An 11773-nucleotide genomic window follows, 5' to 3' on the forward strand; every position below is an offset into this window, starting at 1 on the left:
CGGTGCACTGGCATGGCGGTTGCACGGCGGCCCTGACATGGAAAGGACGGGGCGTCAGCGCAGGCGCAGGCCTTCCCAGAAGGTCTCCAGCGCCTGCGCGTCCGGAGGATGGCCGAGCACGGTGGCCTGATAGAGCGTGTAGCGGCCGGCGGCATCCACCTGGGCGAACCAGCGCATGCGGGCCTGCTGCGGGCCGGCAGCGCCGGTCTCCCCCTCGGCGACGAGGTCGATGGCCGGCGGGGTCTCGGCGGCGCGTGGCACACGGGTCGGCGACTCCTGCACCTGGCCGCGTGCGCGCCACGGCGCGCGGGCAGCCATGCGCCAGGCCTCCAGGCGGCGCCGGGCCTCGGCGGGCGAGTTGCCGCCTTCCATGCGCGCCACGGCGAAGGTGGCGTCGCCCGCGGTGCAACCGGCCATGTCCAGACTCGCCGCCTGGCCCGACAGGTCGACCTCGCGCTGGGCACGGTCGGGCTTGCAGGGCAGCAGCATCAGCAGGCCATCGCCCAGCGGCACGTCGCGCCAGTTGAACACCGGATTGCAGGCGGCCAGCAGTGCCAGCACAGCCATGTACACGGAACTAGAATTCCGACGCCTCATCGAAGGATGCCTCCATGAAAACCGCTCTCCCTGTCCATTCCCGCGCGCGGTCCGTGACCCGCTCCGGGGCCTTGTCGATGCCGGGAGCAGCCTGACCATGAAAAAAGCACTGTATGCGCTCGCGCTGGCGGCCGTGGCGGCGGTGGGCACCACGGTCTACCTCCAGGCCGGCACCAGCCCGGCGCCCAGCTCCAAGTTCGTGCTGCTGGACGGCTCCACCAAGTCGACGGCCGATTTCAAGGGCAAGGTGACGCTGGTCAACTTCTGGGCCACGAGCTGCACCACCTGCGTGGCCGAGATGCCGCGCGTGATCGCCACCTACGAGAAGTACAAGGGCCAGGGCTACGACACCGTCGCCGTCGCCATGGACTACGACCCGCCGAGCTACGTGGTGAACTTCGCGCAGACGCGCAACCTGCCCTTCAAGGTGGCCATCGACAACACCGGCGCCATCGCGCAGGCCTGGGGCGACGTCAAGCTCACGCCCACCACCTATCTGGTCAACAAGCGCGGCGAGATCGTGAAACGCTATGTGGGCGAGCCCGACTTCGCTGAATTGCACCAGCTGATCGAGAAGCTGCTGGCGCAGGCCTGAACCAGGGCCCGCGCTCAAAGACAAAGGCGTCCCGCGGGACGCCTTTTTGCTGCCTGCACGAAGTCGCCTCACACGACGACGGCAGACAACGGGGCGGGCCCAGGCCGGGCCGCCGCGCTCATCACTCGCGGAAGGAATCGTGGCAGGCCTTGCACGAGGCGCCTGCCGGGCCGATGGCGGCCTTGATCGCGTCCAGGTTGCCCGTCTTGGCGGCGGCGGCCAGTTTGGCCACTTCGCCTTCGGCCTTGCCGGCGGCGGCCTTGAACTTGTCCTGCTCCTTCCAGATGGCGGGGCTGGCCTTGCCGCCTTCGGTGCCGGGACCGAAGCCTGCCCAGGGCTGCTTGATCAGCTCGGCGGCGCGGGCCGCGCTGGACTCGGCCACCTTGGCATCGAAGTCGGCCCGGCCGCTGGCCATGTCGGCGACGCGTTTGAAGTTCTGCTGCATTTCCTTCAGCGTGGCCTGGCGGTACTTGATGGCGTCCTGCGGCGTCGCGAAGGTCGGCTGGGCCACGGCATTCGTGGCAAGGATCGCCACGGCGGCGGCAGAAACGAGGGAACGGAACATCGAGGGATTCCTTGTAGAAAGTGGACCCGCCACACCGACGGGGACGGCCGCGGGAGTTTAGGGCCGGCCTCCACATGCCGGTGCATGGTCGGGCGCGGCAGCGACTTATCGGGCATTCGTACTGCTTTTGTTAATCTGCGGGGCATTTTTTGGCTCGTGCGGCCCTTGCCGCCGCTTCCCTCGTCCCATGACATCCAACGCTGAATCCTCCGTCCCGACCGCGCGCGTGCGTGTCTGGGACCTGCCCACGCGACTGTTTCACTGGGCCCTGGCCGGCTGCGTGATCGGGCTGGTGGTCACGGCCAAGACCGGTGCGATGGAGTGGCACTTCCGGCTGGGCTACACCACGCTGGCGTTGCTGCTCTTCCGGCTCGTGTGGGGCTTCGCCGGTGGCTACTGGTCCCGCTTCGGCAGCTTCCTGCGGGGACCGGGCGCGGTGATGGCCTACCTGCGAGGCCGCGCAGACCCCCATTCGCAGCTGGGCCATAACCCGCTCGGTGCACTGTCTGTGCTGGGCATGCTGTCGGTGCTGCTTCTGCAGGTGTCCACCGGCCTCATGGCCGATGACGCCATCAGCTTCACCGGGCCGCTCGCGGCGTTCGTGCCTGGAGCCTGGTCCAGCTGGGCCACCGATTGGCACAAGGACGCCGGGCAGTGGCTGGTCATCGCCTTGGTCGTGCTGCATGTGCTGGCCGTGGCGTTCCATGCCGTCGTCAAGCGTGAACGCCTGGTGCCCGCGATGGTGACGGGCGATCGGACCGTGCAGGTCGCGACGGCCGTGCCGCAAAGCCGCGACGACCTGCCACGGCGCACCCTGGGACTGGTGTTGTTCTCCCTTTGCGCAGCGGTGGCCGCCTGGGTGTCCACGCTGCAGGGCTGATGCAGCATGGACGAAGCCGACATGCGCTCCATCCATCTGAGCGAGCCTCGCGACGACATGCAGCTTGCCGCGGCCAAGGCATTGCTTCGGGAATACGCCGCGTCGCTGACGATCGACCTGTGCTTCCAAGGGTTCGACGAGGAACTGGCCGCGCTGCCGGGCGACTATGCCGCGCCACGCGGCACGTTGCTGCTGGCCTGGGTCGGCGGGCCCCCTGAGGCCGCCGGCGAGGACGCCGAGTTGGCGGGATGCTGCGCCTTGCGTCCGCTGGACACGGCGGACTATCCCAACGCCGCGGAGATGAAGCGGCTGTACGTGCGCCCCACGTACCGCGGCCTGGGGTTGGGCCGGCAATTGGCGGAGGCCACGCTGGACGCGGCACGCCAGGCGGGCTATTCCTGCGTGCTGCTGGACACGCTGGACGACATGGAATCGGCGCGGGCGCTCTACATGGACCTCGGCTTCCAGGACATCCCGCCCTACTACCACAACCCCATCGCAGGGGCGCATTACCTCAAGGCCGATCTCTGAACCCAGGGCCGACGGCGCGGCACAGCGGCGCTCGCCTGTGCCCGCACCGTCCCCGGCTGGTTCAGACGCCTCCAGGCCGGGAGGCAGCGATGCCCGCTTTCCAAAAAAGAGGGCCGGACGAATCGTCCGGCCCGCTGATGGCGCGCGAGGCGGCGAGGCGATCAGCCCTTGGCCTGGGCCAGCAGTGTCCCCGCGTCGCTCACCTCGAACTTGCCGGGACCCTCGACGTTGAGCGCCGCCACCTTGCCGTCCTTGACCAGCATCGAATAGCGGTTGCTGCGAACGCCCATGCCGCGTGCGGTGAGGTCCAGCGTCAGGCCGGTGGCCTTGGCGAAGTCGGCACTGCCATCGGCCAGCATGCGCACCTTGCCGTTGGTCTTCTGGTCGCGCGCCCAGGCGCCCATCACGAAGGCATCGTTGACGCTCAGGCACCAGATCTCGTCCACACCCGCTTCCTTGAAGGCGGCTGCACCCTCGACATAGCCGGGCACGTGCTTGGCCGAGCAGGTGGGCGTGAAGGCGCCCGGCAATGCGAAGAGGGCAATGGTCTTACCCGCGCTGGCCTTGGCCACATCGACCGGGTTCGGGCCGATGCTGCAGCCTTCGCCCTCCACTTCCGAATATTCGTACAACGTGACCGCGGGAATCGTGTCGCCAACCTTGATCATGGAAGCTCCTCTGGGGTTTGATGGAAAACAAAAACGGCCCACATTGTGGGCCGTTTTGCTTGCACCGCGAGGGTGGTGGGGATCAGACCGCGGCGGCCTTCTCGACCAGACGCGTGGCGATCCAGTTCTTGGACTTGGAGATCGGACGCGACTCGGTGATCTCGATCACGTCGCCCAGGTGGAACTGGCCGTCTTCGTCGTGCGCGTGGTACTTGCTCGACTTGATCATGATCTTGTTGTAGATCGGGTGCTTGACGCGGCGCTCGACGAGCACCGTCACCGTCTTTTCGCGCTTGTCGCTGACGACCTTGCCGACCAGGGTGCGCTTGAGGGATTGCTTGGCTTCCGTCATGTTCACAGTCCTTACTTGGCGGAGTTGAGGCTGGAGGCAGCCTGCTTCTGCGCCAGGATGGTCTTGGCACGGGCGATGTCGCGGCGGGTCACGCGCAGGCTGGCCACGTTGGCGAGCTGTTGCGTGGCCTTCTGCATGCGCAGGCCGAAATGGGCCTTCTGCAGATCCTTGACTTCGGCCTGGAGGCCGGCGACGTCCTTCTCGCGCAGGGTTGCGGCCTTGGACACCTTGGCTGCATTCTTCTTGGTTGCCATGAGAGTTCTCCTATCAGGCGCCAAGCTGGCGAGCAACGAAGGTCGTGCGCAGCGGCAGCTTGGCTGCAGCCAGGCGGAACGCTTCACGAGCGAGTTCTTCGGGCACGCCGACGATCTCGTAGATGACCTTGCCCGGCTGGATCTCGGCCACGTAGTACTCGGGGTTGCCCTTGCCGTTACCCATCCGGACTTCGGCGGGCTTGGTCGAGATCGGCTTGTCGGGGAACACGCGGATCCAGATACGGCCACCGCGCTTCACATGGCGCGAGATGGCACGGCGAGCGGCTTCGATCTGGCGCGCCGTCAGGCGGCCGCGATCGACAGACTTCAGGCCGAAGTCACCGAAAGCCACCGAGTTGCCCCGGGTGGCGACGCCGGTGTTGCGGCCCTTTTGTTCCTTGCGGAACTTTCTGCGTGCAGGTTGCAGCATTAGATTTCTCCGTCTTTCTCAGGGCCGGGTTTATTCGGCCTTGGCGCCGTCCGCTGCTGCAGCGGGCGCGGCTTTGCGGACGCGCTTAACGGCGGGCTTGTTGGGGTCCACGGCTTCGGCGGGCTTGTCGCTGCCGTCGGCCGGGGCGGTGTTGCCACCGATCGGACCACGGGCACCGGCACGCGGGCCACCGCGGCGGTCGTTGCCGCCCGGACGGCCATCACGGCGCGGACCACGCGGACCGCGGCGCTCTTCGCCCTCGGGGCGCGGCGTGCTGTCCAGCGAAGGCGCGTCGTTGCGGCCCAGGGTATCGCCCTTGTAGACCCAGACCTTCACGCCGATCACACCGTAGGTGGTCTTGGCTTCGGAGGTGCCGTAGTCGATGTCGGCGCGCAGGGTGTGCAGCGGCACACGGCCTTCGCGGTACCACTCGGTACGAGCGATTTCGATGCCGTTCAGGCGACCGGCGGACATGATCTTGATGCCCTGGGCGCCCAGACGCATGGCGTTCTGCATCGCGCGCTTCATGGCGCGACGGAACATGATGCGCTTCTCGAGCTGCTGCGTGATGCTGTCGGCGATCAGCTGAGCATCGACTTCGGGCTTGCGCACTTCCTCGATGTTCACAGCCACCGGCACGCCCAGCTGCTTGCCCAGATCGCGCTTCAGGTTCTCGATGTCCTCGCCCTTCTTGCCGATCACCACGCCCGGACGTGCCGAGAAGATGGTGATGCGGGCGTTCTTGGCGGGGCGCTCGATCAGCACGCGCGAAACGGACGCGTTCTTGAGCTTCTTCTTCAGGTACTCGCGAACCTTGATGTCCTCGGCCAGCATGCCCGCGAAGTCGCGGTTGTTGGCGTACCAGCGGCTGGCCCAGTTGCGGCTGACCGCAAGGCGGAAGCCGGTCGGGTGGATTTTCTGTCCCATGTTTCTTCCAGACCTTAGTTGCCGACGGTCACGTACACATGGCACGTGGGCTTGCTGATGCGGTTGCCGCGGCCCTTGGCGCGCGCGGTGAAGCGCTTGAGCGTGGCGCCCTGCTCGACGTAGATCGTCTTGACGCGGAGCTCGTCGATGTCGGCTCCGTCGTTGTGCTCGGCGTTGGCGATGGCCGACTCGAGCACCTTCTTGACGATCACGGCGGCCTTCTTCTGGGTGAATTCCAGAATGTTCAGCGCTTGATCGACCTTCTTGCCGCGGATCAGGTCGGCGACGAGGCGGCCCTTGTCCACAGACAGGCGCACGCCGCGGAGAACTGCACGTGTTTCAGACATGTTCTCTGCTCCTTACTTCTTGGCTTTCTTGTCCGCCGGGTGACCCTTGAACGTACGGGTCAGTGCGAACTCGCCCAGCTTGTGGCCGACCATCTGGTCGGTCACGTAGACAGGCACATGCTGCTTGCCGTTGTGCACGGCAATGGTCAGACCGATGAACTCGGGCAGCACCATCGAGCGGCGCGACCAGGTCTTGATCGGCTTCTTGTCCTTGGTCGCGATGGCCTTCTCGACCTTGGCGATCAGGTGGTGGTCGACGAAGGGACCTTTTTTGAGAGAGCGAGTCATGGCTGCCCCTTACTTCTTGCGACGCGACACGATGAAGACCTGCGTGCGCTTGTTGTTGCGGGTACGGTAACCCTTGGTGAGGTTGCCCCACGGGTCGACCGGATGGCGGCCTTCGCCGGTCTTGCCTTCACCACCACCATGCGGGTGGTCGACCGGGTTCATCACCACACCGCGGACGGTCGGGCGAATACCACGATGGCGGGTCGCACCAGCCTTGCCGTACTGGCGCAGGCTGTGTTCTTCGTTGGCCACTTCACCGATGGTGGCGCGGCACTCGATGTGGATCCGGCGCACTTCGCCCGAACGCATACGCACCTGGGCGTAGATGCCTTCGCGGGCCAGCAGCGTGGCCGAAGCACCGGCGGAGCGCGCGATCTGCGCACCCTTGCCCGGCTGCAGCTCGATGCAGTGGATCGTCGAACCGACGGGGATGTTGCGGATCGGCAGGGTGTTGCCGGCGCGGATCGGGGCTTCCGAGCCGCTCACCAGGGTTGCACCGGCTTCCACACCGCGCGGGGCGATGATGTAGCGGCGCTCGCCATCGGCGTAGCACACCAGCGCGATGTGGGCGGAACGGTTCGGGTCGTACTCGATGCGTTCGACCTTGGCCGGGATGCCGTCCTTGTTGCGCTTGAAGTCGACCACACGGTAGTGGTGACGATGGCCACCGCCCTTGTGACGGGTGGTGATGTGGCCGTTGTTGTTGCGGCCGGCCTTCTGGAACTGGGGCTCCAGCAGGGGCGCGTAGCCTTCACCCTTGTGCAGGTGGTCGCGCGAGATCTTGACCGCGCCGCGTTGGCCCGGGGAAGTCGGCTTGAGCTTGATGACGGCCATGATTACGCAGCCTCCGAAACCAGGTTGAGCTCCTGACCGGGCTTGAGCGTCACGTAGGCCTTGCGAACGTTGTCGCGGCGGCCCACCGAGCGGCCGAAGCGCTTGGTCTTGCCCTTGATGTTGGCGACAGACACGCCCTTGACCTCGACCTTGAACATCAGCTCGACAGCGGCCTTGATCTCGGGCTTGGTGGCGTCCTGGAGAACCTTGAAGGTGATGGCATTCGACTTCTCGCCGACCATCGTGGCCTTCTCGGAGACGATCGGTGCGACCAGCACGGCCATCAGGCGGCCTTCGTCGAACTCGCGCTCCGCGGGGGTGGGATTCATGCGGCTCATGCGAACATCTCCTTGAGCTTGTCGACGGCCGCCTTGGTCACCAGCACCTTCTTGTAGTGCACGAGCGACACGGGATCGGCGTAGCGCGGCTCGACCACCAGCACGTTGGCCAGGTTGCGCGAGGCGAGGTACAGGTTCTCATCGACTTCTTCGGCGATCACGAGCACGGACTCGAGGTTCATCGCCTTGAACTTGGCAGCCAGCTGCTTGGTCTTGGGCGAGTCGACCTTGAGCGACTCGACCACGGCCAGGCGGCCTTCGCGGGCCAGCTGCGAGAAGATGGACGCCATGCCGGCGCGGTACATCTTCTTGTTGATCTTCTGCGAGAAGTTTTCGTCAGGCAGGTTCGGGAAGATCCGGCCGCCTCCACGCCACAGCGGCGAAGAGGTCATACCGGCGCGGGCGCGGCCCGTGCCCTTTTGCTTGAACGGCTTCTTGGTGGAGTGCTTGACCTGCTCGCGGTCCTTCTGGGCACGGGTGCCCTGACGCGCGTTGGCCTGGTAGGCGACGACGATCTGATGGATCAGGTCTTCGTTGTAGGCACGGCCGAACACGGTCTCGGGCGCGTCGTACTTCGACGCGGCCTGGCCCTGCTCATTCAGGAGTTCGAGTTCCATTACTTCGCTCCTTCTGCCTGGGGCTTGGCCTTGACGGCGGGACGCACGGTCACGAAGCCGCCCTTGGCACCGGGGATGGCACCCTTGATCAGCAGCAGCTGCCGGGCTTCGTCGATGCGCACGATGTCCAGGTTCTGGGTGGTGACGGTCTCGTCGCCCATGTGGCCGGTCATCTTCTTGCCCGGGAACACGCGACCCGGATCCTGGGCCATCGAGATGGAGCCCGGGACGTTGTGGGAACGGCTGTTACCGTGCGACGCACGCTGCGACGCGAAGTTGTGGCGCTTGATGGTGCCGGCGAAGCCCTTGCCGATCGAGGTGCCCTGCACATCGACCTTCTGGCCTGCGGCGAACACGGCGTTGGCGGCGATCACGCCACCGGCCTGGTGCTGCGCAGCAGCTTCGGCGGTCACGCGGAATTCGCGGATGATTTCGCCGGCTTCGACGCCAGCCTTGGCCAGATGGCCAGCCTGGGGCTTCGTCACGCGCGAGGCACGACGGGCACCGAACGTCACCTGCAGAGCGACGTAGCCGTCGTTCTCTTGGGTCTTGACCTGGGTCACGCGGTTGTTGGACACGTCCACCACGGTGACGGGCACTGCATCGCCGTCGTCCGTGAAGAGGCGCATCATGCCCACCTTGCGGCCCAGCAACCCGAGGGAGTTGCTTTGACTCATGGTTTTTCTCCAAAACTCCCGCCGCTGCCACTGCAATTGGCGACAACGTTGAACGCCCGCGGAATGCAGGCGGATACGAGAGAAGGGTTGATGAATTTTCGTGCCGTTCGGCGCCTGAGGAACCGGAACGGAGCGAACTGCGCACTGTAGCACGAAGCAGGAGGTCGCGCAATACGGCCCATCCACCGACGGCAGGACGCTACTTCACCGGCATCAAGATCATCTTCTCGCCGCCCGGGGTTTCCTTGAGCCGACCCGACGGCGGCAGACTCTTCGACGGGGCACCAACCTGGATGGGAATCGAGGCCGCCGTGGTGGCGCCACCCTGGGTGATGAATACGTTGAGATAGGCCGTCCCAGTCGCCTGAGGCGTCACGTGAACGGTCCACGAAGAACGCCCGGCGGGCAGCGACCACTCGGGAGACGGCGAATCCACCGTCACCCCGGCCTCGGGCTGCAGTTTCACGATCGCCCCCTGGCTGCCGACGCCGGAAAACACGAGGAGAAGCGACACCGTCTCGCCGGCTCGAGACGCCGCAGCCACGCTGTGCTGCAGGATCACGCCAGAGCCGTTCATCTTGACAGGGGCCGTGACCAATCGAGGGCCAAGCGCCGTGGGCGCGGAGGTCCCGCCAGCTTGGACACCCCACGCAAGAGCGAAAAGCGTGGCCGCACAGCAGCAGGCCTTGAATGTGTTGCGCATGCTCTTCCCTTTCAGTTGATCGTCACCGTGAAACAGGTGTTTGAGGAGGCGTTGTTGTAATCATTGATGGCCAGCACAGCCTGCCCGGCGGCCAGACCGACCGCCCCCGACTCCGTACCGGAATTCGCGTTGACGGCCTCTCCCACTTTTCCGCGCTGGTAGACGACGAAGTCGGGGTCCGAAGCCGCCGGCCCCTGGATGCTGATCGTGTAACTGCGCGCCTGCGCCACCGGAAGAACCAGGAAGGCATAGCTTCCGAGTTTGTTGCCATCCGCCCCGGGGTCGGCCCGGTTGGTGACGCATGCCTGCTGAGGCGTTGCCAAACTGACGGCGGTGTACAGGGGCAAAGCAAAGGCACCCAACCCACCATCATTGGTTTCGTTGGGACCAAAGGCATCCATGGGCGGGACCACACCCTGCGCAGCAAGCAGGCCGTTCAGCGACGCGGTCTGACCGGGCGTAGCCACCGCATAGAACGCGGTCGCGAACGCATGGACCGACGTCACCGCCGCCGTGCTTTTCAATCCCTGCGTCATGGCCTGGTGAATCGGCGCCAGACCGACCGCGGCATTCAACTTCCACAGAATGGACTGCACGGACATTTCATTGAACCAGCCGGGCGAGCTGGCCGCCCCGGCATCCAGTGCAAAGGCAAAACCCTGCGCTTGCCGCTGCCCCGCCGAATCGGAATAGGTGCTCCGGTCCAGCGCGATGCCAGACCAGGCATTGCCCCACCCCTCTGAAAAGGCGAGCCGCCGATCAAGCAGGTCACCGAAGCTGTGCGTACCGCCAGGAGAGTCGTCCCTGGAGAAGGCCGATTGGTAGTAATGCCCCCACTCATGGACGACCACAGCACTGTCGTACTCGTCCGTGTCCACGTTCTCGCTGCCCAGGACGAAGATGGCGCGCGTCCCGCCACTGGCGGTGTAGTCGCTGAAATGCGAGGTGCCGATCTGCCCGAGGGTCACGGAGCCCGATGCAGGCCTGTTGCTGGGGCTCCAATAGACATTCAAGATAGGAAACGATGCACCCGGCGCAACGCCGAGGATCTTGGCTTGCGCCGTGTAGATTGCATCGAGCAGCGCGAAGGGCGCCGCCACCCGCTCGCTCCCATACGACGAGCCGGACCAACCCGAGGGGGCGTGAAGGTCTTTTGCCTGGTTGCTACCGGTGGCGGCGAAGTATCCACTTTGCATGCCATAAAGGCCGCCAGATTGGGTGTTATCCCGAACCGCGACATCCCAACCGCCATCGGCCCCACTGTGCTGCAGCCGGGCCATGACACGCACCGCGAGCGACGTCGCGGCCGGAATCACGACCGAGTAGCGCCCGTCGGCATCGGTCACGGTCGACGCCTTGACAGTGCCTGTGGCATCCACGACGTCGAGTGGCGCACCCCGAACAGGCTTGGCCACGGTGGCTGCATAGTTCAACGCGCCATTGAGACTGGGCACCGAGTCAAAGGTAATGCGCCCGGAAAGGGTTGCCGTCGCCGGGGCCGCGGTGCCTGACGACCCTTCGCCTCCACTCGTGACGGGCAGCACAGCGCCCCCCCCTCCGCCGCCGCTTCCACCTCCGCACGAGGCCAGCAATACCGCACAGGCCAGCAACGCTGGGCCCGACCACCATCGACGAGTCATTTGACTTCTCTCCCTGACAGCAAAGGGCGAGAAGCTTAGAGGCCGAGGGCGTCAAGCCAAAGAACACAAAAGCCCGCGGCCTGAAGGCACGCGGGCTCTTTTCACGAAGCTGCCGAAAAACTTACTGCAGCTTGATCTCGACGTCCACGCCGGCCGGCAGGTCGAGCTTCATCAGCGCGTCCACCGTCTTGTCCGTGGGATCGACGATGTCCATCAGGCGCTGGTGCGTGCGGATCTCGAACTGGTCACGGCTCGACTTGTTGACGTGCGGCGAACGCAGGATGTCGAAGCGCTTGAACCGGGTCGGCAGGGGCACCGGGCCCTTGACGATGGCGCCGGTGCGCTTGGCGGTATCGACGATCTCGGCAGCCGACTGGTCGATCAGCTTGTAGTCGAAGGCCTTGAGGCGGATGCGGATCTTCTGCTTGTTGGTAGCCATGATGGGTCCAATCCTTACTCGATGATCTTGGCCACGACGCCGGCGCCGACGGTACGGCCGCCTTCGCGGATGGCGAAGCGCAGACCTTCTT

At 65.6% G+C, this 11773-nt stretch carries 20 protein-coding genes; 3 read left to right on the forward strand and 17 right to left on the reverse strand.

Annotated features, from left to right (window positions below):
• Positions 1 to 54: 54 nt before the first annotated feature.
• Complete coding sequence (locus ACT54X_RS24370; RefSeq protein WP_476349112.1) at positions 55 to 573, reverse strand: hypothetical protein; 519 nt, start codon at positions 571 to 573, stop codon at positions 55 to 57.
• 121 nt (positions 574 to 694) lie between these two features.
• Here ACT54X_RS24370 and ACT54X_RS24375 point away from each other — a divergent pair, with 121 nt between their 5' ends.
• Positions 695 to 1192, forward strand: a complete 498-nt coding sequence (locus ACT54X_RS24375; protein WP_234197577.1) for a TlpA family protein disulfide reductase — start codon at positions 695 to 697, stop codon at positions 1190 to 1192.
• A 121-nt stretch (positions 1193 to 1313) separates the two neighbouring features.
• Here ACT54X_RS24375 and ACT54X_RS24380 read toward each other — a convergent pair whose 3' ends face one another.
• A complete protein-coding gene (locus ACT54X_RS24380) occupies positions 1314 to 1757 on the reverse strand; it encodes a c-type cytochrome (protein ID WP_294377088.1) in 444 nt (147 codons plus the stop codon).
• Positions 1758 to 1944: 187 nt separating this feature from the next.
• Here ACT54X_RS24380 and ACT54X_RS24385 point away from each other — a divergent pair, with 187 nt between their 5' ends.
• Both ACT54X_RS24385 and ACT54X_RS24390 read left to right on the forward strand, forming a co-directional pair.
• Positions 1945 to 2637 carry a cytochrome b/b6 domain-containing protein gene (locus ACT54X_RS24385; RefSeq protein WP_294377085.1) on the forward strand — a complete coding sequence of 231 codons (693 nt, stop codon included), beginning with the start codon at positions 1945 to 1947 and terminating at the stop codon, positions 2635 to 2637.
• 57 nt (positions 2638 to 2694) lie between these two features.
• Complete coding sequence (locus ACT54X_RS24390) at positions 2695 to 3168, forward strand: GNAT family N-acetyltransferase (RefSeq protein WP_476349127.1); 474 nt, start codon at positions 2695 to 2697, stop codon at positions 3166 to 3168.
• Between the two features lie 161 nt (positions 3169 to 3329).
• On the opposite strand, the gene ACT54X_RS24395 is transcribed toward ACT54X_RS24390, so the two are convergent.
• From ACT54X_RS24395 to ACT54X_RS24465, 15 genes are all read right to left on the reverse strand, one after another.
• On the reverse strand, positions 3330 to 3836 hold the full coding sequence (locus tag ACT54X_RS24395) for a peroxiredoxin (protein ID WP_294377080.1): 507 nt from the start codon (positions 3834 to 3836) through the stop codon (positions 3330 to 3332).
• Between the two features lie 82 nt (positions 3837 to 3918).
• Entirely contained in the window at positions 3919 to 4188 is a 270-nt protein-coding gene (gene rpsQ, locus ACT54X_RS24400) for a 30S ribosomal protein S17 (RefSeq protein ID WP_017758386.1), read from the reverse strand.
• A gap of 11 nt (positions 4189 to 4199) precedes the next feature.
• On the reverse strand, positions 4200 to 4415 hold the full coding sequence (gene rpmC, locus ACT54X_RS24405; RefSeq protein WP_234197589.1) for a 50S ribosomal protein L29: 216 nt from the start codon (positions 4413 to 4415) through the stop codon (positions 4200 to 4202).
• Positions 4416 to 4455: 40 nt separating this feature from the next.
• Positions 4456 to 4872, reverse strand: coding sequence for a 50S ribosomal protein L16 (gene rplP / locus ACT54X_RS24410; protein WP_017758384.1), 417 nt, complete (start codon positions 4870 to 4872; stop codon positions 4456 to 4458).
• 30 nt (positions 4873 to 4902) lie between these two features.
• On the reverse strand, positions 4903 to 5799 hold the full coding sequence (rpsC, locus tag ACT54X_RS24415; RefSeq protein WP_017758383.1) for a 30S ribosomal protein S3: 897 nt from the start codon (positions 5797 to 5799) through the stop codon (positions 4903 to 4905).
• Between the two features lie 14 nt (positions 5800 to 5813).
• Complete coding sequence (rplV, locus tag ACT54X_RS24420; RefSeq protein ID WP_017758382.1) at positions 5814 to 6146, reverse strand: 50S ribosomal protein L22; 333 nt, start codon at positions 6144 to 6146, stop codon at positions 5814 to 5816.
• A gap of 12 nt (positions 6147 to 6158) precedes the next feature.
• Positions 6159 to 6434 carry a 30S ribosomal protein S19 gene (rpsS, locus tag ACT54X_RS24425; RefSeq protein WP_017758381.1) on the reverse strand — a complete coding sequence of 92 codons (276 nt, stop codon included), beginning with the start codon at positions 6432 to 6434 and terminating at the stop codon, positions 6159 to 6161.
• A 9-nt stretch (positions 6435 to 6443) separates the two neighbouring features.
• Positions 6444 to 7268, reverse strand: coding sequence for a 50S ribosomal protein L2 (gene rplB / locus ACT54X_RS24430; protein WP_017758380.1), 825 nt, complete (start codon positions 7266 to 7268; stop codon positions 6444 to 6446).
• Between the two features lie 2 nt (positions 7269 to 7270).
• Positions 7271 to 7597, reverse strand: coding sequence for a 50S ribosomal protein L23 (rplW, locus tag ACT54X_RS24435; protein WP_193758146.1), 327 nt, complete (start codon positions 7595 to 7597; stop codon positions 7271 to 7273).
• Between the two features lie 5 nt (positions 7598 to 7602).
• Positions 7603 to 8223 (reverse strand): 50S ribosomal protein L4, encoded by a 621-nt coding sequence (rplD, locus tag ACT54X_RS24440; protein WP_017759512.1) that lies wholly within the window; start codon positions 8221 to 8223, stop codon positions 7603 to 7605.
• On the reverse strand, positions 8223 to 8900 hold the full coding sequence (rplC, locus tag ACT54X_RS24445; protein ID WP_043118345.1) for a 50S ribosomal protein L3: 678 nt from the start codon (positions 8898 to 8900) through the stop codon (positions 8223 to 8225). Before rplC ends, rplD begins: the two co-directional genes overlap by 1 nt.
• 199 nt (positions 8901 to 9099) lie before the next feature.
• Complete coding sequence (locus tag ACT54X_RS24450) at positions 9100 to 9477, reverse strand: hypothetical protein (RefSeq protein ID WP_476349118.1); 378 nt, start codon at positions 9475 to 9477, stop codon at positions 9100 to 9102.
• A gap of 137 nt (positions 9478 to 9614) precedes the next feature.
• Positions 9615 to 11018: a hypothetical protein gene (locus tag ACT54X_RS24455; RefSeq protein ID WP_476349120.1), complete on the reverse strand. Its 1404-nt coding sequence runs from the start codon at positions 11016 to 11018 to the stop codon at positions 9615 to 9617.
• Between the two features lie 346 nt (positions 11019 to 11364).
• A complete protein-coding gene (rpsJ, locus tag ACT54X_RS24460; protein WP_017759508.1) occupies positions 11365 to 11682 on the reverse strand; it encodes a 30S ribosomal protein S10 in 318 nt (105 codons plus the stop codon).
• Between the two features lie 14 nt (positions 11683 to 11696).
• On the reverse strand, positions 11697 to 11773 hold a 77-nt coding region (locus ACT54X_RS24465), incomplete at its 5' end, for an EF-Tu C-terminal domain-related protein (protein ID WP_201785588.1).

It is taken from the genome of Pseudacidovorax sp. DMC4 (assembly GCF_056314265.1).